Source organism: Streptomyces sp. NRRL S-378 (assembly GCF_000720645.1).
GTDB lineage: Bacteria > Actinomycetota > Actinomycetes > Streptomycetales > Streptomycetaceae > Streptomyces.
Map to the genome: position 1 here is coordinate 191,203 of NZ_JOBX01000011.1, position 26,047 is coordinate 217,249.

The following is a 26,047-nucleotide window of genomic DNA, read 5'->3' on the forward strand; positions in this document are numbered from 1 at the left end:
CTGCGCTGCCGACGGCGAGTGCCCCCGCTCCCGCGGCCAGCCCGGTCAGGGCGGCACGACGGCTGAGGGAGGCGGGCCGGCGCGGTGTGCTTGCGGTCATGCGGGGGACGCTACGGCGCACCCCCGCCCACGGCGCTGCGCCGCGCCCTGCCCTGCTCCGAACGGGGCCGCGCGTCCGCTCAGCTGCGCCGGGTGCGCAGGACGCAGTCGCCGCACAGGCCACCGCCGGGGACGCGGTAGTACAGGCAGCAGCTGCGCCGTACGAAGGCCACGCCGAGTCCCACCTCCTGGACGAACGTGCCGGTGCCCGCGAGCGCGCCGTCCTCGGCCAGCAGGGCGCGCACCGACTCGACCGCCGCTCCGCCCGGGACCCGGTCGGTCAGCACCCGCAGTGCGCCGACCAGGCCGGACGCGGCGTTCCCCCGCAGGACCGTCGGGGAGACCCCGTACCGCTGCCGCAGGCCCGCCTCCAGCACGGCCAGGTTGCCCAGGACCGACTCCCCGAGCCCCGCGACGGGGCGGGCCGCGGGCTCGGGCAGCCAGAGCTGGAGCGAACCCCCCTCCGGCAGTCGCCACCACACCCGGTCGGCGGCCAGGTCCGGCACCCGCCCGTCCAGGGCCGCGCACCCGAGCCCGATCGACCACAGCCGGGAGGCGATGCCGAACTGTGCGGTCGAGGCGGCCACCCGGCCCGGTCCGCTGCCGATCCGGCGTCCCACCTCGGCCACGTACGGCCCGAGCTGCTCGCCGTACAGGGCGGTGAGGGGCCGGAAGCCCGGCCCGGGCGGTTCCTGCCCGTACGGGACCTCGAAGAAGGGCCCCACGGCGGCCAGTCGCCGCAGTACGTCGTCCATACCCGGAATGATCTCAGGCCCGGGCCCGGACGTGCTCACGTCAGCCTGTGCGGGCCCCGGTCAGGCGGGATCCGGGGTCGCCCCTTCCAGGACCTCCACGTAGTGCGGGTTGCGCATGATCCCCAGCACGTTGCCGAACGGGTCGGTGACCGCCGCCGTGACGAAGCCGCCGTCACCGTGCGCGGTCACCGGCTGGTACTCCTCCGCCCCCAGCTCGAGGAGCCTGCGGTGGGCTCCCGGGAGGTCGTCGACGGCCCAGTAGGCCACCGCGCCCCCCGGCTCCTTAGCGGCACCCGGCGGGGCGTAGCGGCGGTCGACGATGCCGATCTCGTGCTGGTAGTCGCCGATCCGGAACTCCGCGTACCCGGGCCGCTCGAAGTACGGCGCGATCCCCAGCACCTCGGTGTACCAGGCCTTCGCCGCCTCCAGGTCGTCGGCCCAGAAGTTGATCGTCGCAAATCCGCGCAGCATGAGCACCCTCCTCGACATGATCTTTCACCGACTCTACGGCGACCCGAGTGGCGCAGTCGTGTCCCGCTCGCGATCCGACCGCCCGTGGACACACCACCGACGGCCATGCGTTCGAGGCGCGGACCCGCGGGGAGGGCCGTGGATCACCGGCGGGGCCGACGGGCGGGACGCTGCCCGGGCCTGCTGCGGATCTCACCGCATCGTCGCAGGTCAGGAGTGATCGGAAGGCCTACGGAGGCCGTGCGGGCGGCCGTCCGGGGGGGCCCCCGCGGTGCAGGGGAAGGGATGTCCGGGGATCTGGATTACGGGCGCTCCGCCGCGGGGATCCAAGTCGGCGAAAACCGGCATCACACCATTGCCAAATTGGGGCTTCATGGAAGGACTTCGAGGGGCTACATTGAGCCACTCGCGTTCACCTGACAGCCGGTCGCCTTTCACTCGTGTTTTGCACGGGGGGCGACGTCATGGACGCAGACTGTGCAACCACCCCACCGCCCAGAAGGACCGAAGGCTCCGTGCCCGTACCCGTACACCTCGCGGGCCGCACCGTGCGGCTCGAGCCCCTCGCACCCCACCACACCGAGGCCCTGGCCGTGGCCGGTGCCGAGGATCGTACGACTTACGCCTTCACCCCCGTACCCCACGGGGTGCAGGCGTCACACGAGTACATCGACCGCGCCCTCGCCGATCAGGCTGCGGGTCGATCGCTCCCGTTCGCCATCGTCAGAGCCACTGACGGGCGGGTGGTCGGTTCGACCCGGTTCCTGGAACTCGACTACTGGCAGGGGCCGCTGGTGTGGCCCGCCGTGCCCGGCGTCCCGTTCGGCGATCCGGCGACGGCGATCCCCGATGCCGCCGAGATCGGCAATACCTGGCTGTCCCCGACCGCCCAGGGCACCGGCATCAACACCGAGGCGAAGCTGCTCATGCTCCGCCACGCCTTCGAGACCTGGGGTGTCCGGCGCATCTCGTTGCGCGCCGACGCGCGCAACGGCCGGTCCCGGGCCGCGATGGAACGTCTCGGCTTCACCTGCGAGGGGGTCCGCCGGGCCCATTCGCGGGGGCTGGACGGCGCCGTCCGCAGCACCGCCTTCTACTCGATCCTCGACGAGGAGTGGCCGGCCGTACGGTCGATCATCGAGCTGAGGCTTTCGGCGGGGGCTCAGCGCAAGCGCCGCCGCAAGACCCTGATCCCGGCGTAGGGGGCGTCCAGCCCCCTGGGGAGTCGGAAGAACGGAAAAACGGTCCTGCCCCGGCCCTCGTCCCGGCCCCCTCATCCGAGGAAGGCCGGGGCGAGGGCCGAGTCCATGAGCCGGACGGGGGCTCCGCTCCCGTCGGCCGGCACGGCGTACAGGTCGGCGCCGAAGTCCCCGGGCAGGGAGTAGACGACCGTCCCGCGGTCCGTCCACACCACCTGGTCGTCGACGCTGCGCTCCTCGGCGAGCGGGGTCTCCGTGCCGGAGGCCAGGTCGAGGACGTGCAGCCGCCAGGGCGCCTCGGCCGGCAGACCCGCCACCCGCTTCTTGAACACCACCCGGGCCCCGTCGGGCGACAGGGACGGGCACTCGACGTTCTCGCGCAGGGTGGTCACGGTGCGCCCGGCCAGGTCGCCGCGGACCAGGTGGGTCCGGCCGCCGGTGGCCATGCTCGCGTAGAAGGTCCGCTCGTCGGCGGCGAAGGTGACCCCCCAGAAGTTCACGTCGGCGCTGCGGTACGGCCTGCCGTCCTTGTGGACCGTGAAGTCCTCCAGCGAGGCGTCGAACCTGCCGGTGCGCAGGTCGAGCACCGAGGTCCGGGTCGAGAAGTTCGCCCCCGCGTACGAATCCCCGCCGACGAAGACCGTCCAGGCGGCCAGGTGGCCGCCGGGCGACACCCGGGCCCGGGTGGGGATCCCCGCCAGCGGACGGGCCGCGACCTCCTTCAGGTGCGCGTCGAGGACGACGGCCCGGTAGCCGTCCTGGACCCCGCTCCTGTCGGTCTGGAGACAGATCCCGGTGCCGCCGGCCGCGTGGAAGCGCAGGCAGCTCACCCCGGCCGCGGTGCGCGCCCGCCCCGGCGCGTCGGCCGGGACGGCGGCGAGCTCGTCCCGGTGCGGGCCCCAGGCCATGTTCCGGAAGACGATCCGCCGGCCCCCGGCGTCCGGGGCGAGCGAGACGTCGCCCCGGGCGGTCCGCGGGCCGTCGGCGCGGACCCGGTCCTTCTCTCCGGCCGCGGAGGAGGCCCGCAGGACGGCGAGCAGGCCCACGGCCGTGAGCGCGGCGAGGGTGACGGCGAGGATCAGGATCCGGCGCTGCAGGGTCATCGGCTGCCTCCGGGCGAGGTGGGCGGTCCGGGAGCGGGGCGGGGGCACCCTACCCAGCGGCATGTGCGGTGGCCAGGCACGAGGGGCGCCGGACCGGCGATTCCCGGACCCGCGCCGCCACCGGGCAATGGGCTGCCCTAGGGAACCCCAAGAGAAGGGAAAGTGCGGAACCCGGACGTACTTTCGTTCATCTTCCGAACGGAAGAACCGAGTCGTCGGACCACCCGCCCCTCTGGGGGCAGCACCAGCCGGAGAGCCACCGCACATGTCGTACGCACCCGAGGGGCAGCAGCACCAGCCTTACAGGCCGGAGGGGCACACCCCGCAGCCGCCCTACGGCGACCAGGACGGCCGTCCGTACGGGCAGCCGCACGGACCGTCCCCGTACGGCGAGCAGTACGGCGGGCACCCCCAGCAGCAGGGGCAGCCTCCGCAGGGACACTGGGAGCAGCAGGAGCCCGAGCGGCCGCGCCGCAGGGGCCGCCGCCGGCTGATCGCCGGCGTCTCCGTCCTGGCGCTCGCGGGCATAGCCGCCGGCGTCATGGCCTACTACGAGATACCCCCGTTCACCGACAAGGGCTCCTCGGTGTCCTTCGGGCAGAACGGCGGCAAGGGCTCCGGTCAGGGCGGCCCGGGGGCCGCCCAGCAGCCGGCGAACTCCAAGATGCTGATGCCGACGGGGCCGGCCGCCGAGTTCAAGAACTCCATGACGCTGCCCGACGGCACGCACGTGGCCGTGACCACCCTGGACGGCAAGAAGTCCGGCTTCAAGGGCAAGGTCTGGGTCTGGGCCCCCAAGGAGTACAACGACCCGAAGTTCGCCAAGAGCGGCTTCCCGGTCATGATCGCCCTGCCGGGCGGCGCGGGCTACCCGAGCAACTACTGGATGGGCACCGACCTCGGCCTCCAGACCAGCATCAGCAAGTGGTACGCGGAGGGGAAGAGCAAGCCCTTCCTGCTGGCCATGCCGGTGCTCAACCCCGGACCGGACGACAAGGGCGTCTACTGGGACGGCTCGGACATCCCCGGTCAGCCGAAGATGGGAACCTGGCTGACCGAGGACGTCCCGGACCTGATGAAGGCCAACTTCCGCACGGTGAAGTCCCGTGACGGCTGGGCGTTCATGGGCTCCTCCACCGGCGGGTTCGCCGGTATGAAGGCCGTGCTGAAGCACCCGGACAAGTTCAAGGCCGTGATCGCCTCCGGCCCGGACATCGTCCCGGACTCCTCCCTGTGGAAGGGCCACGACAAGGAGAAGGCCGAGAACAACCCGGAGCTGCTGGCCAAGCAGCTGATCGACACCAAGGGCCCGGACGTCTACATCGCCTTCCAGGTCGGCGACAACGAGAGCAACAAGAAGACCCTGCCCGACGTGCAGAAGTTCGTCGCCACCTTCGGCAACAAGGGGCCCGTGCACACCAGCCTGCGGGTGATCCCGGGCGGCCAGCACAACGCCAAGACCTACGTCCCGAACATGGGCGAGGGCCCGATCCAGTACATCAGCAAGGTCATGGAAGGACCGGTCGAGTAGCCGCCGGCGCCTCCGTCCGCTCGTGATCCGGCCCGCCGAACACCTTCGGCGGGCCGTCGCCGTTCCAGGGCGCCCAGCCCGGGGAGCCCGTCGTGGCGAACCGCACCCACGCAGCGTGCATCTCGTCGGCCAGCGCCTGGGGGGCGGCCGGCCCGGCCAGCGAGGCGGCCTCGGGCACGGACAGCGTGTCGAACACGAAGCCCAGCTCCAGGGCGTGGCAGGCGCCGAGCTCCGGAACGCCCGAGCACCAGGCGAACTCGTACAGGAAGCTCGGCGCCGTCCGCCGGGCCGCCGCGAGCCTGCGCAGCGGATCGCGCAGCAGCCGGTCGGTGAAGAGCTGCCCGGCGAGCTCGGCCGGACCGGCCCCGGGCAGGGCGTCGCGCAGCTCCTGGACGGCGGCCCGGTCCTTGCCGGTGCGGGCGCGGGCCAGCGCCACGGCCACCGGTCCCATCCGGTCCAGGAGCCGCATCCCGCCGGTCGGGGCGAGCCAGAGGCGGTACTCCTCGGTGGTCCATCCGAACAGCAGCGGGATCTCGTCGGAGGCCGGGTCCGTGTCGGCGGTCAGGGCGTCGAGCGGGTCGACGGGCAGGCTGTCCGGGTCGAGGACCAGGCCGAAGGCGGGGCCGCCGAGGAGGGGGCCCGATCTGCGCAGGACGGCCGCCTGGGCGGCCAGCAGGTCGGGCAGGGAGGTGGTGGTGAAGGCGCCGGCGGTGGCTTCGACCTTCAGCAGCGAGGCCATCCGCCGGACGATGGCACGCACCCTGGCGCGCGGCAGGGCCTCGGGGGCGCCGCTCTGCAGGGCCGCACGGTGGAAGAGTCCGGCCGCGCGCGGGGCGGCCAGGAGGGCGCCGATGCTGATGGCCCCGGCGGATTCACCGAAGAGGGTGACGCGGGCGGGGTCTCCGCCGAAGGCCCCGACGTTGTCGCGGACCCATTCGAGGGCGGCGATCTGGTCCAGCATGCCGCGGTTGGCGGGTGCGTCGGGAAAGAGCCCGTACCCGAGGACGCCGAGGCGGAAGTTGAAGGAGACGAGCACCACGCCGTCGCGGGCGAAGGCGGCGCCGTCGTAGACGGGCACGGCCGAGGAGCCGCGGGTGTGCGCCCCGCCGTGGATCCACACCATGACCGGCAGCCCGGCCCCGGGGGTCGGGTCCGGGGTCCACACGTTCACGTTCAGGCAGCCGTCGCCGGGGATGACCGGGTCGGTCAGCAGGGCCGCGAACGCGGGCGGGTAGGGCACCTTAGGCGCGGTCGGGCCGAAGGCCACGGCCTCGCGCACGCCGTCCCAGGCGGCCGGTGGCGCGGGCGGCGCGAAGCGGAGGGCGCCGACGGGCGGGGCCGCGTACGGGATGCCCAGGAAGACGGATATCCCGTCGGCGCCGGTACGGCCCTCGACCTCGCCGGCCCCGGTCCTGGCCCGCGGCCGGCCTCCCCCGCCGGCGACTCCCTCTGTGCTCATGCCGTCCTCCTGCTGGTGCCGGTCCCGCACGGTCGCACAGCCGTCGAACGGGTGACAAGGCGTGACCGGGCCGGTAACCGTCCCCGTTGGACGGGCATGCGAATCCTGCGTATCCACCACACTCTGCCCGTCCTCCTGCTGGCGGGCATCTCGTGCGTCACCGGTCCGGCCCACGCAGCGGGGCCGGATTTCCAGTACGTCGGCCAGGACGACCGGGTCCACGGGCTCCCCGCGCCGCGCGGCTGCGTGGCCGCGGAGGGCGGCGGCGGCCGTGCGGTCACCAACGCGACCCGGGGGACGGCGACCCTCCACCAGGGCCCCCGCTGCACGGGCCGGGTCGTGGGGACGTTGCGCGCCGGGGAGGTCACTCAGGTGCGGCCCTCCTTCGCCTCCGTCGGTTTTCCGGTCACCGGGTAGGCGCAGGGCCGTGACCCCGCGGCCCTCTCTGCGTTGTATGCCATGTCAAATGCCACGGATTCTGTGGCGCCCCACATCTCACGAGGAGATCTTGATGTCGCGTATCGCGAAGGCATTCGCCATCACCGCTGTCACCGGTAGCGCCGTGGTCGCCGGTGCGGGCCTGGCTGTCGCCGATGCCGGAGCGCACGGTGCGGCGGTCGGCTCCCCCGGTGTCCTGTCGGGCAACCTGCTCCAGGTTCCGGTGCACGTCCCGGTCAACGTCTGCGGCAACACCGTGAACGTCATCGGCCTGCTGAACCCGGCGTTCGGCAACACCTGCGTCAACGCGTCGGGCGGCGGCGACCACCACACCGAGGGTGCGGGCTACGGCCACTGATCACCTGCTCGGCCCGCGCGCATCGTCTTCTACGACTGGCGCAGGAGCAGATCGAGCGGATGACGGAGGCCGAGCGCCTCCGGCTGGACCCCGCTCTGGTGGCCATCTCCAGGAATCCGGAGAGCGGCGTCCCCTCGAAGCACGGTTCGATCCGTGAGCACCGCGAGGACGGCGTTCGGATCGTGTACGTGCCGACCGCCTTGGGCACGTTGATCCTGGTCGCCTACGTCGAGGCGGACTGACTCCCCCGCAGGTGCCGAACAGCCGGCCGCAGCAGAGCCCCGGACTCCTGGTCCGGGGCTCTTCTCTTGCAGGCTGGGCGCGGCCGATGCTCCCTCAGGTGCCCCCGGTCGCCCGCCGGGTCCCGTCTTCGCGTCCGCCGTGGCCGAAGCCCTGCTGCGCTGCGTGCGGGACCGGCGCCGGCCTCACACCTTGTCGGCATGGGCACCGAGAGGCGGACTCCAGGGCAGCACCAGGCCGTCGTCAGCACGCCGGGGCAGTACATACAGGTGCAGATGGCTGATCGACTGTGTGGCTGGCCGGCCCTGCGAGGTGGAGACGCTGGCGCTGGGCGGCTCGGCGACGAGTTCGGAGGCGGCGGCCATGGTGAGGGCGCTGAGCAGCGGGACGGCACCGGCGTCGGTGACATGTTCGTACGGCAGGACGAGGAGGTGTCCGGGGGTGACCAACCCGTTCCCGTGAACAGAGCCAGCAGGGTCTGGACTCGTTCAAGGGAGACTGGCTTTGTTCACGAGTAGTGAAGGCTGTTGTTCACCGTCTCGGAAGGCGTCTGAATCGGTCCGTGGTCGATGTTCACGAGAACGGGAGGCACCGCCGGCCCTTGACTGTCCGGATCGGGTCAGGGCAACCACGTGGTGGTCATGGCGGCCAGCCGTGCTTCGGCGCCTGCCCGTACGTCAGGGGTCTCCATCGGGTCGTTGCGCAGCGCCGTGATCCGCTCCAGGGTTTCGGGGTGGTCCGGCGCGTGGGCTATGCCCAGGAGCCGGGCCCGTTCCTCGCAGTCCCAGAGGGACTCGGTGTGGGCGTAGTCCAGCCCGCCAGGGTCGATGGCGGCCAGTGCCTCCAGGTAGGCGGCCCGCTCGTAGGAGTGCGGGGTGCGCAGCCAGAACCTGCGCAGGTCCGCCACCGCCCCGGCGGCCGCCGGCCCGAAGCGGGCCAGCCGCCTCGCCGTGGCGTCGGGGCCACACCACGCGCGGTTCCGCCACTGGCCGGCGAGTTCGGCCACGAGCACCGGGATCACCTCGGAGCCGAGATGATCGGCGAGGACGTCAGAGCCGAGCCGGGCCAGCCACTCCCGCTCGTCGCCCACCCACCGGCGCGCGGCCGGAACGGCCAGGGCGCCGAGGCGGTCGACAGCCTGCCTGAGCCGGGGAAGGGGATGGCGGCCGTCCGGGGTGACGAGGGAGGGCACGAGCGGGATCAGGCCCTCCACCGGATCCCGGCGGGACAGCTCGCGCAGGGCGTCGACCCTGCTGCCGGCCTCGGCCAGCAGGTCGAGCAGCTCGTCGTCCGTAAGGCCGGTCAGATCGTTAGGGGTCGGGCCCGGATCGGGTCGCTGGACCTCGATCCCGAAGCGGGTCCACGGCTCGGTGAACCACGGCGGCTCCGGCTCACCTCTGATCCTCGCCCGCGCGGCTTCACCCAGGTCCTCCCACCACTCCAGGGGCCAGATGCGTGAGACGGACTCCAGCACGGAGACCCAGTGCGCGCCCTCCCGGACGTGGCTGCGCAGGGCCTCGCGCGCCTCGTCGCAATCATCGAGGGCGAGCAGTTCCAGCACCTCGGCAGCCCGCCTGCACTGACCCTCGTCCCCGGCCAGCAGTTCCACAACCGGCGCCGGCGACATTCCCAGGTCCCGGACCAGCCCGGCGAGGTAGCAGGCGCGGTCGTCGAAGCCGTCCCACCGCCAGTCCCGCCGGATCCCGTCGTAGACGAAGGGCGCGGCCTCCAGGGGATTCCGCAGCGCGCGTACGGGGCCCAGGCCACGTCCCCGTTGCAGCAGGCCCTCGACCGAATCGAAGCGGGCATAGGGCATCACGTCGTTATCGCTCATCAACGGGTACCCTGCCCGACCGGGGGGCGCGGCCGCCACGCGATATCGGCCCGGCCCCGACCGGGAGCAGGCCGTCTCTGAGGATCAGCCCGGGCCAGCCGTGATAGGCACGACACTTCCGTACATGAACGGCCCGGCGAACCAGGCTCCCTGTCAGACCCAGCCGCCAGCCGAAGGCCGCCTGCCTCCGAAACCTGTGAACAATCGGCCCCGGCCTCAAGGACATCCTGCCTCCCGAACCAGCGTCAAAACGCTGCCCATTCGCATGCACGAAGCCAGGAGTCCGATGCCCACCAACTGCGTCTTCTGCGACATCACACCTTCCGTGGAGGGCTCACTGAGTGTGATGTCAGCGGCAGGGGAGAGGATGCCGGTATGACACTGCTGCCGATCACCGCACCCGCGTCCCTTCTGGACCTCCACCGTCTCGACCCCGAAGTCGGCGGATGGGGGCTCAGGGTCGATCACGCGGTGGCGACCGCCGCTGGCGACACCTACGCGCTGTCCGGCCTGCGCCGCTACCGTCCGCAGGCGACCGGCGCGGCCGATCCTGGCGAGCAGAACTTCGACTACCAGCTGATCACCCGCCACGGCTCTGACGGAACGCCCACCGCCACCGCCGTGTTCGGACAGCCGGTTCCGGGCGGCGGCCCCTCGGCCATACCGCGGGGCGACGGCGCGACTCTGGCCGTCCTCCCGAACGGCGCTGTCGCCGTCAGCTCCAGGCCCGGCAACACACACGTCCTCTCCCCGGACCTGGACGAGGTCCTCGTCTCCTGGCCGATGCCCTGGGGCCTGGAGTCGCAGCCCGGACCCGGGGAGGACCCGTTTGCCGCGTCGATCGCCGTCACCCCTGCGGGCCGCCTGCTGTGCATGACCTCCGAGTACGGGCTCAGCAACTGGGCCGGCGCCCACCCCAACATCGTCGCCGTCTCCGAACCCGGCACGGCCCTCGGCCCGGGTCGCAAGCCCGTACTCCGCGCCATCGCGACCCTGGACGCTCGTACCGACCGCCAGAGCGACACCGGCTCCTTCGCTCATGTGCGCTACGCCGACGAGCCGGTGGTGCGCGGCAACCGGCCCTTGCCCTCGTTGACCGAGGCCCTCTCGGAGCTCACCGGAACCAGCGGCAGTCTCTACGGGTACCTCGATTCCAAGATGACCCGCCCGGCCGCGCTCGGCGACGGCCTGTTCGTCGTCCCGGTGTTCGGGAAGACCTACCGTTCGACCAACCGGGGGCAGGAGTTCAGCTTCGCCCTCGTCGACGACCGCGGGGTGTTGCAGGGCCGGCTTGGAGGCCTGCACCTGCGCGAGGACAGCCCGTTCACCGGCTTCGACTTCACCGTGGTCGCCGACCCGCACCGCGCCCGTGCCTTCCACCTCAACCGCTACGGCCTGTACGCGTGGAGCGCCGACGGGGCGCTGCGCGTCCGGATGCCCACTTCGGAGAAGCCCTTCAAGGCCCTCGTCCACTTCACCCTGCTGGAGTGCACACCCGCAGGGGAGCTGCTCCTCGCACACCGCAAGCAGCACCTGCTGCTGAGCGTGCCAGTGCCACAGGAGCTGGACGACCTGGCAGCGGCGGTGGAGACCGCGCTGAAGGGTTACGGGCGCGAGCGCACCGCGCTGAAGAAGCAGTACTCACCCGTGAACTGGCTCTGGGCGGATAGCGCAGCTACGGTGAACCACCTCTGACGATCCATCACTTCGATCGCGGGCCGGGCGCGGCGTGGCTGTGAGCGCGGCCGAGGAAGCTAAGTCCCCACGCGCGGTCGGTGTTGCGCCAGTCGTCCACGATGCCCTTGCCGAGGATCACGGGGCGGTGGTCGGCCAGGTCCACGCCCGTCTCCTCGCGCAGCTCCCGCACCAGAGCCTGCGGGGCGGTCTCGCCCGGGCCGACCATCCCCCCGGGGATGGCCTCTTCGAGGATGTCGTCCCGGGTGATCAGCAGGAGCCGGCGGTCCCGTCCGGTGCCCGCGACCACGATGGGGTCGGCGGCGGCGTTCTCACCCCACTTCCCCAAGTTCCTGCCGGTGCGGCCGGTCCGGCCCTGCGGGTGCAGGGGCCAGCCCTGCGCGTCGAGCTGGAACGGCACGAGCGCGACGGACCGGCGCTGCTCCCAGTCCAGTACGTCGCTGGCGTCGCGGCGGCCTCGGCGCCAGCCGGGCACCTGGCGGGCCAAGGCCTCGGGCCGCAGCTCGGCCGGCGTGACGTCCGCCGGCTTGTACTCCGGCCAGCTCACCGACCAGCCGCGTAAGACGGCGGGGACGGTCTCAGTGATCTCGCTCATGATGCGGGCTCCCGTAGTTGTTGTGTTCGCCAGGCTCAGGCGTCTGTCCCGGTGATGGTCTTGATCGCCAGGCCGATCAGGGGTCCGGCCTGGCCTCGTGCGCCGCCAGCCGCCTCGCGAAGCGCCTCAGCTTCGACCTCTGGGTGTTGCTGGCCATGAGGTTGTTGTCGCTGCTCGTCGGTGTTGACCTTCGAGTTGGTTGAAGCTTGATGATGGCGCGGTGCCAAATGATGAGCTGATGCCGATCGGGGCCTTCGCCCAACGCAGCGGTCTGACCTCCAGCGCGTTGCGGTTCTATGCCGACTCCGGGCTGCTGCCCCCTGCCGAGGTCGTACCCGGTCTCGGGCTACCGCTACTACAGCACTGACCAGGTGGCTCGGGCGACCGCGGTGCGTCGGCTTCGCGAGCTCGACATGCCCCTGGCTGCCGTCGAGGCTGTACTTGGTTCCAGGACCGGCGAGGCTTCCCGGCTCCTCGATGAGCATGTCGCCAGGATTGTTGAGGATGCGGCGACCATGCAGCAGAAGGCTGCTGTCATCAAGTCTGCGCTCGGCAATGCGCCAAGCCTTCCCATTGCGGTGGTGAAGGGGCCCGTGCTGGCGGATGCGGTCGAGCAAGTCCTGACCGCGGCCGCGTATGAGCCCTGGATGCCGGCACTCGCCGGTCTGCGCATCGAGGCAGGTCATGAGGCAGTCACCCTGACCGCGACGGACCGATACCGGCTCTCCACTCGAACCCTGGTACCGGCTGAACCACCTGGTCAGATGTGGGCCGGCACGGTCAATGGCGACGAACTGCGGGCTGCGGTCGCGGCGAGCCGCCGCAGCCCGCTGGTGCGACTGGAAGTGGTCGCGAACGGGATCTGGTTCCGCGTGGCCGACCGCGAGGACCGGCACTGTCGGTTGCTGCCCGAGGAGTTTCCCGACTATCGGCTGATGCTCGCGTCACTGGGCGAGGTCACGACGCGTGCGACGGTCTCGAAGGATCTGCTCCTGCGAACCCTGGAAGAGCACCCCGGCGAGCGCATCGGGCTGCATGTCGCTGACCACGGAGTGAGCGTCATGTCAGCGGACGACGGGCACCCCGATATCCCACTCCCCGCCACCGCGTCGGGCCAGGCCCTCCGGATCTGGTTCGAGCTGACCACGCTCTATCCCGCCGTGAGCACGGCGATCGGCCCCGACGTATTGCTCGACCTACGGGGACACGACCAGCCCGTCGCGATCCGATCCGCCGACCGCGGCGATCTCACCACCCTGGCCATGCCCATCAAGCCCGACCACGCCGCCTGAGAAGAACGATGAGGAACACTCCATGACCACCGCACCCGCCAGCCCCGACCCGACCATGGAAGCAATAGGCCACGCCGTCGCCGAGGGCCGCGCAGGTAACAGTGACTCCGCCCGCCAGAAACTGCTGGGCCTGTGGTCTGCGATCGGTGTCACCGGTGACCCGCTGCACCGCTGCTCGCTTGCCCACTACCTGGCAGATCTCCACGAAGATCCCGCCCAGGCCCTCGCCTGGGACATCCGGGCCCTGGACGCCGCCGACGCCGTGACCGAACAGCGCGTCCAGGAGCACCACGCCGGCCTCCACATCGCTGGTTTCTACCCTTCCCTGCACCTCAACCTCGCCGACAACTACCGTCGGCTCGGATCCTTCGAAGCCGCCACCGAGCACATCAACGCGGCCAAGACGCACACCCCCGCCCTTCCTCAGGATCCCTACGGTGACCTTCTTCGCGGCGCCATCCAAGACGTCGCTGAGGCTATCGACGGGCGAGACCAGTCACGGCGCGAGCCTCTGCGCCTGGTTCCGCTGCGTGACGCACAAGAATGCACCCCTCACGGTGGAAGGACGGCGTCGCCTCGTCGAGCGATGCCGTACGAGGCCCATCGCCCACGTTGCAGCCGAGATGGGGATCTCCCGGGCATGTGCATCGAAGTGGGTCAACCGATACCGGCGACACGGCGAACTCGGGCTTGAGGACTGCTCCTCCGCACCTCACCACCAGCCCACCGCGACACCGTCCGAGATCCTCGGCCTCACAGAAGAACTGCGCCGCACCCACAAGTGGTCCGCGGCCAGGATTGCCTTCGAGCTGTCCCAGGCCGGCACGCCGATCGGCCGAAGGACTGTGAGCAGGCACCTGGCCGAGATCGGCCTCAACCGACGCCGATTCATCGACCCCGACGGTGCGGGCAACCGGCAGCCGCGGCAAATCCACGCCCGACGGCGGGTGCATCGTCAGCGTGGCCTGGGGTGACGTGCCGGAGGTCGGCACGGTGTGGCCCTACCCGCCGCCACCGCTTTCGGCGAGTACCGGGGCAGCTCTCCAGGTCAACGGCCGTATCCGCGGGGGGCGTTTTCTCGGTGGACGCCGGATGATCACTGCGGCATGCTGCGGGACATGACCTACGGAATCGAGTCCCACCCCACCCGGTGAGCGCCCGCGAAGAGCGCCCGGCGCTCACCTCCCGGACGACCTCCCTCCACGACTACGCCCTGTTCCGCCACGGCATCGAGCCGGACGGACAGGCTCCCGCCCACGGCTACCCCGTACCCGGTGAGCGGCCACGCTCCGCACTGCGCTTCAGGGAAGCCACCCGGCTCCTGGCCCAGTTGCTCGGTCCCGCTGTGGACGACCCCGATCCGGTCGGGGCAGCGGCAACGCTGGACCGGCGGTTGCCCCAGCTGGGTGTGCGCCCGGACCTCGTGCACCATCCCCTCGCGCGGCTGCCCCTGACGAACGAGTCCGCAGCCCTCGCACTGGGCCGTCAGCTGGTCCGTACGGCATCCGATCCGACGGCGCTGGGGGCGGGAATCCACCTGGTCGGCCGCCTCGGCGGGCCGGAGGACGTGCCCCAGCTCATCACACTGGCCCTGCTGCAGGGCTTCCTCCGGCCCGTCGTCACGGCCCTCTCGGCACTACGGTGCGACACCGAGGTGCTGATCCGGCTCATGGACCTGCTGGATCCGCAGGATCACGGCGTGGTGATCGACGCGCTCGCCTCACGTGAGGACCCGGCAGCCCGTCGGTGGCTGCTGAACCTGCCCGTGGGGCCCGGCACGAGCAGCTCCCGGGCCCGCCACATCGCCGTGGCGGTCCGCCTCGCCGACCTGCTGCAGGACGAGTCCGTCGATGCGTTCGTCCTGGCGCAGGGCGGCCGGCTGCTGACCCGGATGGCGCTGGAGACCAGCTCCCCCGCCGAGGTCCTCGGCTACGGGCCGGCCATCCCCGTTTACAGGGCGCTGGTGCGTCGGGCCGACCGGCTCCCGCCCACCCTCGACCACCACGCGATCCTGCTCTCGCTCGTCCTGGACCTGTCCAGCGGTGCGTCCGTACTCCTGGACTGGCCCCCGGGGCTGCGGGAGGAACTGCTGGAGCGGCTGGAGCGCCTGCTGGGCACCCCGGCCTGGGCGGCGGTGCCGGACGGCGGCCATCGACACCGGGACCGGTACCGGGCCGACTGGATCCGGCGCATGCGACGGGAGCCCCTCGACCGCACCACCCCGAACGGCCTGCGGATCCACGTGGTCGAACACGATCCGGAGATCGGTGGCCACGTGGAGGCCCGGATCCTGCTGGACGGCCGCCCGCTGGTGCCCCGTCTGTTCCCCGCGGGCCGCAGCCCGTCGCCGGAGCACCTCCTCGGCCAGGACCTGCTGCGGGCGACGCCCGAGGAGCGCACCGTCACGCTGTCGACGGCGGAGTGCGGCGAAGGGTGCTGCGGAACGCTGTCCGTGACCGTGCGACGGGACGGGGACCACGTCGTGTGGCACGGGCCCCATCAGGACGGCATCGGACCAAGGCTGCCCGAGCACCGGTTCGACGCCGCGGCCTACGACGCCGAGGTCGACCGTGCCCGGGCGGACGACACCTGGTGCCGGCCTGCGCGCACCACCGCCCGCCTCATCCAGGCCGGGCTCGGGGAGCGGCCCGGCCTGCTGGCCCGCTGGGGCATCCTGCGGAGTTGGTGCCGCCCGGCCGGCCCGTACGAGGACACCGTCGAAGTGGACTTCTGGTACGGGCCCGGCGCCGGCCGCGACCCGGTCGGCGACGAGGCCGGCCAGTGGGTCCGCCTCACCTGGCGCCTGCCCGACTACGGGCGCCGGCCGGGCGAGCGGGCCGCTGCCGCGCTCGAACGCATCGCCGCCGCCGACCCGAAGACGTACTCCCGGGTCACCGGCGGGAATCCGGAGTACGCCCGAGCTGTCGGACTGCGGCACCAGGCCGACGGGTGAGGGGGCCGGGCCTGCTGCGGCCCGGGCTCCCCGGGGCGTGTCCGGGCACCCGCTGCGGATGCGGGCCGTGCGCGGTCTCGTGGCCGGATCCGAGCATGGCGGCGCGCCGGCTCTCCGCCCACTCCCGGAAAGGGTTCCGGTACCGCCTGCTGGCCGGCCACCGGTGTTCGGCTCCCGGCCCGGCCGGCCCGGCCCGGCGGGTCGGCGGGGGCGGCCGACGCGTCCTGGCCGATCTCATGCCCAACCGGCGCATCCGCACCCGACCCCGCGTCGTCAAACGCCTCGAGTTGTTCACGGTCAAGGACTCGCTGTTCCGCCTGGCCGAGGACATCGGCTTGTCCTACTCAGCCGTGAACGGGGCCCGTTGGGTCGCTTCGCGGTGGCCCAAACACCATCGGCAGGCCCGCGTGTCCTTCACGGTCCACCGAATCCTGGCGGGCATCTCGAACGAGGAGGAGCGGTTCACCGCGATCCTGACCCCACCGGGAGGGAAGGCCCGGTGGACTCCCGACGACGCGTCGCGGAGGGTCGGCCGTCAGGGCGAGAGGCCGATCACCCCGCAGGAGAAGGTCAGCGCGATCCACACCCTCGCGAGGGACGAGGAAGTCGCCGCGGTCGTCACGGGTGACCTGCTGCGACGTCCGTCCGTGGTCGCCCAGGTCCGCCAAGAGGACCGGATCAGTGCGGCCCACCTGCTGGTAGAGGACGAGCAGATCGCTGCGGTGGTCACTGGCGATCTGCTCAAGCGGCCCACGGTCGTCGCCCAGGTCCGGCAGGAAGACCGGGTCCGGGCGGTCGAGGAGCTGACCCGCGACGACCACATCGCCGCGACGGTGACCACGGGCCTGCTGCGGCGCCCGGACGTCGCCTTCCGGGCCATGTCGGACGACACCGCCCGTCACCAGGTCAATCACGCTCTGGTCGAGCGGGGCCGGCAGGCCCGCGAGGACTTCGAGCGCACGAGTCCGGTCGCGCCGGCGGTGAAGCGGATCGACCGCTCGGGGGAGTTCCTGGACCTGATCACCGCTTGCCACGCGTTCGTCGCGGCCTCCGGACGGGTCGTTCCAGGGATGCGGGACCGGCAGCTCAGCGACGACGAGAGGGTGATCATTCACGAGAACGTCGCCCGAGTACGGGCGACGCTCGACTGGATCCGAAGGGCCCCCGCCGTGCGGCGGGGGCCCTTCCCCTGTGCCCGGCTCCCGGCACCCGCGCGGGCGGGCAGGCGGGAGGACGGGTCATTCGTAGCGGTACTGGCCCTGGTGGCCGAGGGCCTCGCGCGGGGTGACGCCCCACGGCGGCATCGGCTCGTCGAGGGCGATCACCCGGCCGCGCTGAAGGTCGCCGAGGGGCAGGGGCGCCGCCGGCAGGTAGCCGGAGCGGGGGTGCTTCTGCTGCCAGCGGTCCCAGATCAGGTCCACGAAGGCGTGGTGCAGCCAGAACGCCGGGTCGTTGGGTGCCGTACCACCGGTCATGTGGCCGCCGATCCACTGGTGGACCTTGTTGTGGTTGCGCCAGCGTTCGCTCCTGGGGGCCGCCCAGCCCTCCAGCTTGTTGCGGAAGCCGCCCGCCGTGGCCGTGGAGTCCCAGGGCGAGACGTCGTAGACGGGATCGTCGATCGCCCACTGCAGTTCGGCCGGTGTGGGCAGCGCGATCGGGTTCTGAGGCCGGCCCAGGTTGCGGGTGAGGAACGCGGACTCCGTGATGCCCACGGTCACCGTCCAGTCGCCCTTGTCGTAGGCGAACGGACCGGTCATCACCTTGCGGTCGGTGGCGCGGCCGGTGCCGCCGAGGAAGTCGTCCGCCCAGAGCGAGGAGACCGGGCTGGTGTCGGTGGTCCAGTCCCAGTACGGGACGGAGACGCCCGGGTCGATCTGCCGCAACTGCTTCTCGAAGTCCAGCAGATAGAGCCGGTGCCACGGGAAGAAGGACGGCGACATGTGCCCGACGCGCAGCTTGCGGTCGCGGTCGGGCACGAAGTACTTGTCGTGGGTGCGCACCAGGGCGTCGTAGGCACCGCTGCGCTTCAGCTCCAGTACCGCTGCGGTGAACCGCTTCTTCTGGGCGCTGGTGAGGTTCTTCTGGTTCTGCCGGACGTGCAAAGCGGGGGTCCTCCCGTTCCCGTGTCTGTGTCAGCCGTGGTGCGGGGCCGCGAACGCCAGCTGGGCCGTGCCCAGTTCGTCGACGGCGGCCCGGGCCAGTTCCAGTGGGGTCGGATAGGACTGGAAGTGGTTGATCCCGCTCAGGTAACTGCCGTCGGCCCGCCGCATGACGTGCAGCGGGCGGCCGTCGATGCGTACCCCGGCGACGTCCACGGCGATGTGCCGGCCGCGGTACGTCTCCTCCTCGGCGAGCGGCGCCGGGGTGAGGGTCTGCCGGGGCCGGCGGGCGCGCAGTACCGGGGCCAGGGCCGCACCCGTACCGGCCAGCACGGCCGCGGTGAACGCCGCGCGCAGGAGCGCGCGTCGGGTCAGTGGTGCGGCGGCGGTTGCTGCGGACATGCGGTCTCCCTCGCTCGGTCTCCGGCGGCTACGGGTCTAACGCCGCGCGGCGGGCGAGGTCACCCGCGGACGCCCGGGAGCCGTTTGTAGAAGAGGGTGGTGGGGTGCAGCCGGCCCGCCGGGTCGGTGGCGTAGTCCGGGATGGTGCCCGCCTCCGTCCAGCCCGCGGAGCGGTAGACGCGCTCTGCGCCGCTGCCGGTCTCGGTGTCCAGGAACAGCAGCAGAACTCCGGCGCGGGCGGCCTCGCTCTCGGCGTGCGCGAGGAGGGCGCGGGCGGTGCCGCGGCCCCGGGAGTCCGGGTGGACCATGAGCTTGCGCAGCTCGGCGCGGTGGCGGCCGTTGGGCTTGGACTGCCGGTACCAGCTGACGGTGCCGTCGAGGGGGCCGTCGGCGCCGGTACGGGAGACCCACAGGGCGAGGGACCCGTCCTCGACGGCGGGCAGCAGGGAGTCCCACCAGGCGGCGGCGTCCGCCGGGGCGAGGCCCGCGAGGAAGCCGAGCGAGGAGCCGTCGGCGACCACGGCGTGCAGGAGGGCGGCGAGTTCGTCGCGGTGGGCGCGCAGTCCGGCCGCGGAGAGCCGGGTGATCATGGTGGTCATGCGGCGAGCATAGGGATCAGCCGGGGACCCGCCGGAGGCGGGGCAGGTGCGGGTGCGCGTGCGCGTGCGGGTGCGGGGGCGGGTGCGGGTGCGGGCGCGGGCGCGGGTCGCGGAAGATCGCGGCCGGCCGCAGGGGAGGACGAGGCCGGCGGAGACGGCGGGGCGGCCGTGTCCGGGCCGACGGTCCCGCGCGGGGCGAGGGAGGCGTAGGCGCCAGCGAGCGCGGCCGTCGCGCAGCCCTCCTCGCGCAGCAGCGGGGACGGGAACTCGCCGCACAGGACGTCGCGCACGACCTCGCCGGCCCCCTGTCGGACCGGCCGGGGCGGGCGACGGGAGGACCGCGCGGGCCGCCGCGGCCCCGTGGTCGCGGCGGCCCCGTGGTCGCGGCGGCCCCGTGGTCGCGGCGGCCCGGACGCCGCGCCACGGGCCCGGCACGACCGGCAAGGCGCCTTAGGGGGCGGGGAGTTCCGCGAAGTCGGCTACCAGGCCGCGGTGGTGGCCCGCTGTGCCGAGGGCGAGGGAGTCGGCCTTGGCCCGCTTGAGGTAGAGGTGGGCGGGGTGTTCCCACGTCATGCCGATGCCTCCGTGGAGCTGGACGCACTCCTCGGCGGCGCGAACGGCCACCCCCGAGCAGTAGGCCTGGGCGACGGCGACCGTGAGGGGCGCGTCGGGGGCTCCGGTGGCGAGGGCGTCGGCCGCTGCCCTGGCCGCCGCCCGGGCGGAGGCCACGTCGAGCCAGAGCCGCGCCAGACGGTGCTTGAGGGCCTGGAAGGAGCCGACGGGCCGGTTGAACTGGTAGCGGCCCTTGACGTGTCCGACGGTCTCGGTCAGGCACCACTCGGCCAGCCCGACCTGCTCGGACGCGAGCAGTCCCGCGGCGGAGAGCAGCGCTCCGGCGACGGCCGCCCGGGCCGTGGCCGGGTCGGCGAGGCGGGTGCCCGGGGCCGCCTCCAGGGTGACGGTGGCGAGCGGGCGGGTCAGGTCCAGCGGAACGAGCGGGGTCACGCCGGCTTCCCCGGCACGGACCGCGTACAGCCCGGTGTCGGCCAGGACGAGCAGGACGTCGGCGGCCACCGCGTCCGCCACGGCGGTGACCCTGCCGGTCAGGATCCCCCCGCCGGAGTCCCGCACGGGGGCCGGCAGGCGGGCCCCGGGGGCGAGGGTCAGCGGCACGGCCGGGGCGCAGACCGTGCGCCCCGAGGCCAGCTCCGCCAGCAGCGGGGCCGCGTCGGCGGTGTCGCAGCCGAGCAGGATCTCCGTGGCGAGCACGGCACTCGTGAGGTACGGGACGGGCGCCACGGCGCGGCCCAGCTCCTCCAGCACCACGGCCGCCTCACGGTGGCCCGCGCCCAGTCCGCCGAGCTTCTCGGGTACGAGGAGCCCGGCCGTGCCGATCTCGACGGCGAGGGTGTGCCACAGGGCCGGGTCGTGCGGCCGGCCGGTCTCGGCCCGGGCGAGGATCCCCTTGGCGTCGCACCGGTCGGCGAGGAGCGAGCGTACGGCGGCGCGCAGCTCCTCCTCGGCCTCGGAGTAGAGGAGGTCGGCCGGGGCCGCCGGCGCTGTCGGTGCCGTCATCGGGACAGGTCCTTCCATGCGAGGTCCTTGTCGTCGCGCGGCTCGGGGGGCAGGCCGAGGACGCGTTCGGCGACGATGTTGCAGAGGATTTCGCTCGTGCCGCCCTCGATGCTGTTGCCCTTGGCGCGCAGGTAGCGGTAGCCGGCGTCGCGGCCGGTGAAGTCGACCAGTTCCGGGCGGCGCATGGTCCAGTCCTCGTACAGGAGGCCCTCCTCGCCGAGGAGTTCGACCTCCAGTCCGCTGATCTCCTGGTTGAGCCGGGCGAAGGTCAGCTTCATGCCGGAGCCCTCGGGGCCGGGCTGGCCGGCGGCGAGCTGCTGGCGCAGCCGTTCCCCGGTGAGGCGGGCGACCTCGGCCTCGACCCACAGTTCCAGCAGCCGCTGGTGGAGGGCGTGGGTGCGCAGTCCGGGGCGCTCGCGCCAGGCCGCGGCGACGGGTGCGATCATGCCGCCCTCGCGCGGGATGCGCATGCCGCCGATCGAGACGCGTTCGTTCATCAGGGTGGTACGGGCGACCGCCCAGCCCTCGCCGACGGCGCCGAGGCGGTGGGTGTCGGGGATGCGGACGCCGGTGAGGAAGACCTCGTTGAACTCGGCCTCGCCGGTGATCTGGCGCAGCGGGCGCACCTCGACGCCGGGGGCGTGCATGTCGCAGAGGAAGTAGGTGATGCCCTGGTGCTTGGGCAGTGCCGGGTCGGTGCGGGCCACGAGGATGCCCCAGCGGGCGGTGTGGGCGCTGGAGGTCCACACCTTCTGGCCGTCGACGGTCCACTCGCCCGCGCCCTCGTCGAGGACGGCGCGGGTGGCGAGCGCGGCCAGGTCGGATCCCGCGCCGGGCTCGCTGAAGAGCTGGCACCAGACCTCCTCCCCCACCCACAGGGGCCGCAGGAAGCGCTGCTTCTGTTCCTCGGTGCCGTACGCGAGGATCGTGGGCGCGGCCATGCCGAGGCCGATGCCGATCCGGCGCGGGTCGTTGTCGGGGGCGCCGGCGGCCTCCAGTTCGGCGTCGACCACGGCCTGGAGGGAGCGGGGTGCGCCGAGTCCGCCGAGGCCCTCGGGGTAGTGGACCCAGGCGAGTCCGGCGTCGAAGCGGGCGCGGAGGAACTCGGTGCGGCCGGTCCCGGCGGGCGGGTGCGCGGCGAGCAGCTCCCGGGTGCGGGCGCGCAGTGCCTCGGGGGTGGTGGGGGTGGCTCCGGTGCTCATCGGGCGGCTCCGTCCAGGCCCGGTACGACGACCAGGCGGCCGGTGGTGGTGCCGTCGGCGAGGCGCTGCACGGCGTCGGCGGCGGCCGCGAGCGGGACGCGTTCGCTGACCAGCGGTGTGACCGCGCCTTCGGCGGCGAGCCGGGTGAGCTCGGTGTGGCAGGCGAGGACGGCGGCGGGGTCCTTGGCCGCGTACAGGCCCCAGTGCAGGCCGAGCACGGAGTAGTTCTTCACGAGGGCGTGGTTGAGGGCGGGGGCGGGGATCGTGCCGCTCGCGAAGCCGACGACGACGATCCGGCCCTCGAAGGCGACGCATTTCGCGGAGGCGGTGTAGGCGTCCCCGCCGACCGGGTCGTAGACGACGTCGGCGCCGCGTCCGCCGGTGAACTCCTTGACGCGGGGGGCGATCTCCTCCGCGGTGCGGTCGATCACCAGGTCGCAGCCGAGTTCCTCGGCTGTGCGGGCCTTGTCCTTGCCCCCGACGACCCCGATGACGGTGGCTCCGGCGGCCTTGCCCAGCTGGACGGCGGCGCTGCCGACCCCGCCGGCGGCGGCGTGCACGAGGAGGGTCTCGCCGGCCCGGAGGCCGGCGCGGCGGTGCAGGCCGAACCAGCCGGTCTGGTAGCCGATGTGGAGGGCGGCAGCCTCGGCATCGTCGAGGGTGTCCGGAGCCGGCAGCAGGGCGCGGGCCGGTGCGGTGACGTACTCGGCGAAACCGCCGTGCGGCAGGCTCGGGGTGGCGATGACGCGCCGGCCGTCCTGGGTCTCGCCACAGATCTCGACGCCGGGGGTGAAGGGCAGCGGCGGTGTGATCTGGTACTGCCCGCGGACGAGCAGCGCGTCGGGGAAGTTGACGTTCGCGGCGAGCACCCTGAGTCTCACCTCCCCCTCGCCGGGGACGGGTTCGGGAACCTCTTCGAGGCGCATGGCCTCGCTGGGCTCGCCGGGGGTATGTACTCGCCATGCCTGCATCCGGGGCCTCCAGCCGCCGTCGAGGAATCACGCTCCGGGCGCATACTAAGCGGTCGCTTGCCCTCCTGTGAACCGGCGACGGGCGCGGATGGCGCCCGGCTCGAAACAACACCCGTCATTTCAGGCCACATTCGCCACACCATCAGGCAAGATGTGGCGTGCACGTGTCATGACTCAACGGGGAACAGCACCTGTCCAGGGGGGACCACCACATGAGAAGAAGCATGTCCGCGGCCGGAGCCGCCGTCGTTCTGGCGGGCCTGATCACCGCGGCCGGGCCGGCCGTGGCGGCCGACGCGGTGCCCGGCGCGAAGTGCACGCCGAAGATCCAGGTACTCGGCTCGATCGGGGACGAGTCGTACGTGCGCGACATGCGGCAGAGCCAGGGCGTCTTCGACTTCGGCGCGGGCGACCTCGCCGTCGGCGTCTCGGGCCACCAGCCCGTCTACTGGACCGGCACCACCGTGCACCGCGTCCCGCTGAGCGACCCGAACCAGTCGGGGCAGGTGCTCGCCGTCAACGCGCACGGCCTGATGGTGGGCGTCCTCCACGGCTCCGGCGGCCCCTCCCTGTTCACCTACCAGGTGGGCGCGGCGGCGATCACGCCGCTCCCGGACAGCTACGGCTACGACTCCGAGGCCGACGTCAACGACGCCGGGTACGTGGTGTCCCGCTCCGGCAGCGGGCCCGGGGCCGTCTGGAAGGACGGCCAGAAGGTCCGTGAACTGCCCGTCCCCGCCGAAGCCGGCCCGGGCACCCGGATCACGATGGTCACGGGCATCAACAACCGGGGCGACATCCTCGGCATGGCCACCCAGGACTACGAGGTCCCCGAGACCGGCGCCCACCTGGAGGGCACACATCCGGTGCTGTGGCCGGGGGACGGCTCCGCCGCCCGGCTGCTGGCGCCGTCCGTGAACGACAGCTACGTCCAGGACCTCGACGAGAGCGGCCGGATCGTCGGCTACGACTGGGCCGGACCGTGGCACGAGTACCAGACGTGGGTCTGGGAGCCCCCGCTCACCGGCCCCGGCACCACGGCCGGGGGCCTGAGCTCGCACCCGTACGCCACGTTCGAGGCGATCAGCCCGACCACGAACCTCAGCGTCGGCACGGCCAAGTTCCACCCGGACATGCTGACCCTGCCGGACCAGGCGCTCCTGCGGGCCGGCTCCGGTCCGGTCAAGGCCCTGCCGCGGCTGGCTGCGGGGCAGGCGAGCATGGCCGACGCGGTCTCGGACGCAGACCGGGTCGGCGGGGCGGCGGTCAACGCGAAGGGCGAGCTCAAGCCGGTGATCTGGACCTGCGCGACCCGGCAGGCGTACAACCCGGGCAGTTAGTCCGGGGCCCGCGAGGATGGTGATCTGAGCGTCCGCGCGCTATCGATGGGCGCATGGAGAACCCTCTGCGCGGCCTTCCCGCGCCGCCGCCGCTCGGTGCCGCCGCCCTGCCCCCCGGTACGTACGCGGGGCAGGTGGTCCTCGTGACCGGCGGCGGCACCGGGCTGGGCAAGGCCGTGGCCACCGAGTTCGCGCGGCTCGGAGCCGACCTGCTGATCGCGGGCCGACGTCCGGAGCGCCTCGAGGCGGCGCAGGACGAGCTGGCGGCGGTGCCGGGCGCGGGCCGGGTGGCCGCCGCCGTCTGCGACATCAGGGACCCCGAGCGGGTCGCGGAGGTCTTCGACGCGGCGCAGGCGGCCCTCGGGCTGCCGGACGTACTGGTCAACAACGCGGCCGCCAACTTCCCCTCCCCGGCGGAGGACCTGACCCCGAACGCCTGGCGGGCGGTGGTCGACATCACCCTGACCGGTACGTGGTTCATGACCCGCGAGTTCGGCCGCCGCCACCTCGCCGCGGGCACGCCCGGGTCGATCGTCGACATCGGCGCCTCGTACGCCTGGACGGGCGGGCCGGGCTTCGTCCACAGCGCCGCCGCCAAGGCCGGGGTCAAGAACCTCGTCGAGACCCTCGCCGTGGAGTGGGGCCCGTACGGCATCCAGATCAACGGCCTGGTCCCGGGCCTGTTCCCGCACGCCGACATGACCGCGGACATCCGCGGCGGCCTGGAGCGGGCCGCGCCCGGCGCGCAGCACGCCCGCCAGCCGGCACTGCGGGTCGGTGAGCCGCGCGAACTGGGCTGGGCCGCGACCTTCCTGGCCTCCCCCTACGCCCGGTTCGTCACCGGCCACACCCTGGTCGTCGACGGGGCCAACTGGCAGCGCCGGACGGTGGTCGGCCCCGAGGTGGTCCCGGTACGGGAGCAACTGGGGCGCGGACCCTTCACCGCAGGGCCGGGCGGCGCGTAGGAACCCACGGGCCCGGGGGTCAGCCTCCGGTGAAGCGGGGCGGGCGGCGCTCCGCCCTGGCGGTGTAGCCCTCGCGGGCGTCGTCCGAGGCGAGGGTGAGGGCCGCGGTCATCGCCACCCGGTCGAGGGCCGCGGGGAGGGCGGCGTCGGCGTAGGCGTCGACCGCGCGTTTGATGCCCTGGACCGCGAGGGGGGCGTTGGCGGCGATCTCCGCCGCCAGGGCGCGCGCGACGCCCTCCATCTCGCCCGGTTCGACGACCAGTTGGACCAGGTTGAGCCGCTCGGCGGTCGCCGCGTCGATCCGGCGGCCCGTCAGGGCCAGGAACTTCGCCCAGCCCGCGCCCGCCTCGCGGGCGATGCGCAGGTCGCCGCCCGCGTCCACGGCCACACCCAACCGGGCTTCGGGCAGGGCGAAGACGGCGTCCCGTGCCGCCACCCGGACGTCGGCCATCAGCGCCAGTTCGAAGCCGAAGCCCAGGCAGTAGCCCTGGACCGCGGCCACCACCGGCTGGGGCAGCCGGGCCAGGACCGCGAAGCGCTCGTGGATCCAGCGGATGCCCTCGTAGTAGTTGCGGGTGCGTTCGGCGGCGGTACCGCCGGTGATGGCGCCGCCCGGGGCGGTCACGTCGATGCCCGCGCAGAAGGCCCGGCCCTCGGCCCGCAGCAGCACGGCCCGCACCGAGGGGTCGAAGCGGATCCGGTCCGCGAGCAGGCCGAGCTGGCGGCTGGACTCCCAGCTCCAGCCGTTGAGCTTGTCCGGGCGGCAGAGGGTGAGGACCGCGACGCCGTCCGCGACCTCCAGGCGGATCCGCTCCTCGCCCTCCGCGATCTCCGTGGAGATGGTGTCGATCACCTTGTCCCGCACCCCCGGT

The 26,047-nt window shown here is 72.9% G+C and carries 23 protein-coding genes and 4 pseudogenes; 13 read left to right on the forward strand and 14 right to left on the reverse strand.

The features are described from left to right. Positions 1-179: 179 nt before the first annotated feature. Both IH80_RS0110910 and IH80_RS0110915 read right to left on the reverse strand, forming a co-directional pair. Entirely contained in the window at positions 180-854 is a 675-nt protein-coding gene (locus IH80_RS0110910; RefSeq protein ID WP_030959622.1) for a (2Fe-2S)-binding protein, read from the reverse strand. 60 nt (positions 855-914) lie between these two features. Beyond that, positions 915-1,325: a VOC family protein gene (locus IH80_RS0110915; protein WP_030959623.1), complete on the reverse strand. Its 411-nt coding sequence runs from the start codon at positions 1,323-1,325 to the stop codon at positions 915-917. Positions 1,326-1,840: 515 nt separating this feature from the next. Here IH80_RS0110915 and IH80_RS0110920 point away from each other — a divergent pair. After that, a complete protein-coding gene (locus IH80_RS0110920; protein WP_030820224.1) occupies positions 1,841-2,527 on the forward strand; it encodes a GNAT family N-acetyltransferase in 687 nt (228 codons plus the stop codon). A 71-nt stretch (positions 2,528-2,598) separates the two neighbouring features. Here the strand turns inward: IH80_RS0110920 and IH80_RS0110925 are convergent, their stop codons facing one another. Beyond that, a complete protein-coding gene (locus tag IH80_RS0110925) occupies positions 2,599-3,627 on the reverse strand; it encodes a TolB family protein (protein ID WP_030959625.1) in 1,029 nt (342 codons plus the stop codon). Positions 3,628-3,892: 265 nt separating this feature from the next. Between IH80_RS0110925 and IH80_RS0110930 the strand changes: the two genes are divergently transcribed. Next, positions 3,893-5,158 (forward strand): alpha/beta hydrolase, encoded by a 1,266-nt coding sequence (locus IH80_RS0110930; RefSeq protein ID WP_078906428.1) that lies wholly within the window; start codon positions 3,893-3,895, stop codon positions 5,156-5,158. On the opposite strand, the gene IH80_RS0110935 is transcribed toward IH80_RS0110930, so the two are convergent. Next, on the reverse strand, positions 5,136-6,617 hold the full coding sequence (locus IH80_RS0110935; RefSeq protein WP_051809075.1) for a carboxylesterase/lipase family protein: 1,482 nt from the start codon (positions 6,615-6,617) through the stop codon (positions 5,136-5,138). The two genes, IH80_RS0110930 and IH80_RS0110935, sit on opposite strands and share 23 nt — an antisense overlap. Before the next feature lie 96 nt (positions 6,618-6,713). Between IH80_RS0110935 and IH80_RS0110940 the strand changes: the two genes are divergently transcribed. The 3 genes from IH80_RS0110940 to IH80_RS0110950 all read left to right on the forward strand — a co-directional run bounded on the left by IH80_RS0110940 (position 6,714) and on the right by IH80_RS0110950 (position 7,655). Beyond that, entirely contained in the window at positions 6,714-7,034 is a 321-nt protein-coding gene (locus IH80_RS0110940; RefSeq protein WP_030959630.1) for a hypothetical protein, read from the forward strand. Between the two features lie 94 nt (positions 7,035-7,128). Then, positions 7,129-7,413, forward strand: a complete 285-nt coding sequence (locus IH80_RS0110945) for a chaplin (RefSeq protein WP_030959631.1) — start codon at positions 7,129-7,131, stop codon at positions 7,411-7,413. 59 nt (positions 7,414-7,472) lie between these two features. After that, a complete protein-coding gene (locus tag IH80_RS0110950) occupies positions 7,473-7,655 on the forward strand; it encodes a hypothetical protein (RefSeq protein ID WP_051809077.1) in 183 nt (60 codons plus the stop codon). A 183-nt stretch (positions 7,656-7,838) separates the two neighbouring features. Here the strand turns inward: IH80_RS0110950 and IH80_RS0110955 are convergent, their stop codons facing one another. Together IH80_RS0110955 and IH80_RS0110960 are read right to left on the reverse strand one after the other, a co-directional pair. Further along, the gene (locus IH80_RS0110955; protein ID WP_037879477.1) at positions 7,839-8,102 is read right to left on the reverse strand and encodes an HIT family protein; all 264 of its coding nucleotides are present in this window, start codon (positions 8,100-8,102) and stop codon (positions 7,839-7,841) included. Positions 8,103-8,272: 170 nt separating this feature from the next. Continuing rightward, positions 8,273-9,487 (reverse strand): hypothetical protein, encoded by a 1,215-nt coding sequence (locus tag IH80_RS0110960; protein WP_158943385.1) that lies wholly within the window; start codon positions 9,485-9,487, stop codon positions 8,273-8,275. 375 nt (positions 9,488-9,862) lie between these two features. Between IH80_RS0110960 and IH80_RS0110965 the strand changes: the two genes are divergently transcribed. Continuing rightward, positions 9,863-11,182: a hypothetical protein gene (locus tag IH80_RS0110965; protein ID WP_030959638.1), complete on the forward strand. Its 1,320-nt coding sequence runs from the start codon at positions 9,863-9,865 to the stop codon at positions 11,180-11,182. 7 nt (positions 11,183-11,189) lie between these two features. On the opposite strand, the gene IH80_RS39145 is transcribed toward IH80_RS0110965, so the two are convergent. Next, entirely contained in the window at positions 11,190-11,777 is a 588-nt protein-coding gene (locus IH80_RS39145; protein WP_078906429.1) for an NUDIX domain-containing protein, read from the reverse strand. Positions 11,778-11,997: 220 nt separating this feature from the next. Here IH80_RS39145 and IH80_RS39150 point away from each other — a divergent pair. The 5 genes and pseudogenes from IH80_RS39150 to IH80_RS45910 form a co-directional block, all read left to right on the forward strand. Then, positions 11,998-13,069: pseudogene (locus IH80_RS39150) on the forward strand (MerR family transcriptional regulator). A gap of 22 nt (positions 13,070-13,091) precedes the next feature. Beyond that, positions 13,092-13,603 (forward strand): annotated as a pseudogene (locus IH80_RS45905) (hypothetical protein). Beyond that, a pseudogene (locus IH80_RS42135) lies at positions 13,600-14,010 on the forward strand (helix-turn-helix domain-containing protein); the annotation flags it as partial. The pseudogenes IH80_RS45905 and IH80_RS42135, both read left to right, overlap by 4 nt. Positions 14,011-14,219: 209 nt before the next feature. Further along, positions 14,220-16,022, forward strand: a complete 1,803-nt coding sequence (locus IH80_RS0110985; RefSeq protein WP_030959641.1) for a hypothetical protein — start codon at positions 14,220-14,222, stop codon at positions 16,020-16,022. Positions 16,023-16,258: 236 nt separating this feature from the next. Continuing rightward, positions 16,259-17,185 (forward strand): annotated as a pseudogene (locus tag IH80_RS45910) (DUF6192 family protein); the annotation flags it as partial. 75 nt (positions 17,186-17,260) lie between these two features. On the opposite strand, the gene IH80_RS0110995 reads toward IH80_RS45910, so the two are convergent. The 6 genes from IH80_RS0110995 to IH80_RS0111020 all read right to left on the reverse strand — a co-directional run bounded on the left by IH80_RS0110995 (position 17,261) and on the right by IH80_RS0111020 (position 22,870). Then, positions 17,261-18,124 carry a tyrosinase family protein gene (locus tag IH80_RS0110995; protein WP_030959643.1) on the reverse strand — a complete coding sequence of 288 codons (864 nt, stop codon included), beginning with the start codon at positions 18,122-18,124 and terminating at the stop codon, positions 17,261-17,263. A 30-nt stretch (positions 18,125-18,154) separates the two neighbouring features. Continuing rightward, positions 18,155-18,523 carry a tyrosinase family oxidase copper chaperone gene (locus IH80_RS0111000; protein WP_030959645.1) on the reverse strand — a complete coding sequence of 123 codons (369 nt, stop codon included), beginning with the start codon at positions 18,521-18,523 and terminating at the stop codon, positions 18,155-18,157. Between the two features lie 59 nt (positions 18,524-18,582). Beyond that, positions 18,583-19,122: a GNAT family N-acetyltransferase gene (locus IH80_RS0111005; RefSeq protein ID WP_051809079.1), complete on the reverse strand. Its 540-nt coding sequence runs from the start codon at positions 19,120-19,122 to the stop codon at positions 18,583-18,585. 450 nt (positions 19,123-19,572) lie between these two features. Beyond that, complete coding sequence (locus tag IH80_RS0111010) at positions 19,573-20,697, reverse strand: acyl-CoA dehydrogenase family protein (protein WP_030959648.1); 1,125 nt, start codon at positions 20,695-20,697, stop codon at positions 19,573-19,575. Then, on the reverse strand, positions 20,694-21,899 hold the full coding sequence (locus tag IH80_RS0111015) for an acyl-CoA dehydrogenase family protein (RefSeq protein ID WP_030959649.1): 1,206 nt from the start codon (positions 21,897-21,899) through the stop codon (positions 20,694-20,696). Before IH80_RS0111015 ends, IH80_RS0111010 begins: the two co-directional genes overlap by 4 nt. Beyond that, complete coding sequence (locus tag IH80_RS0111020; RefSeq protein WP_030959650.1) at positions 21,896-22,870, reverse strand: NADPH:quinone oxidoreductase family protein; 975 nt, start codon at positions 22,868-22,870, stop codon at positions 21,896-21,898. The genes IH80_RS0111015 and IH80_RS0111020 overlap by 4 nt, the downstream gene beginning before the upstream one ends. Before the next feature lie 212 nt (positions 22,871-23,082). Between IH80_RS0111020 and IH80_RS0111025 the strand changes: the two genes are divergently transcribed. Both IH80_RS0111025 and IH80_RS0111030 read left to right on the forward strand, forming a co-directional pair. Beyond that, positions 23,083-24,210 carry a hypothetical protein gene (locus IH80_RS0111025; protein ID WP_158943391.1) on the forward strand — a complete coding sequence of 376 codons (1,128 nt, stop codon included), beginning with the start codon at positions 23,083-23,085 and terminating at the stop codon, positions 24,208-24,210. Positions 24,211-24,263: 53 nt separating this feature from the next. After that, positions 24,264-25,175 (forward strand): SDR family oxidoreductase, encoded by a 912-nt coding sequence (locus IH80_RS0111030; RefSeq protein ID WP_037879480.1) that lies wholly within the window; start codon positions 24,264-24,266, stop codon positions 25,173-25,175. A 19-nt stretch (positions 25,176-25,194) separates the two neighbouring features. Here IH80_RS0111030 and IH80_RS0111035 read toward each other — a convergent pair whose 3' ends face one another. Then, the gene (locus tag IH80_RS0111035; RefSeq protein ID WP_030959656.1) at positions 25,195-26,028 is read right to left on the reverse strand and encodes an enoyl-CoA hydratase/isomerase family protein; all 834 of its coding nucleotides are present in this window, start codon (positions 26,026-26,028) and stop codon (positions 25,195-25,197) included. Positions 26,029-26,047 lie beyond the last annotated feature (19 nt).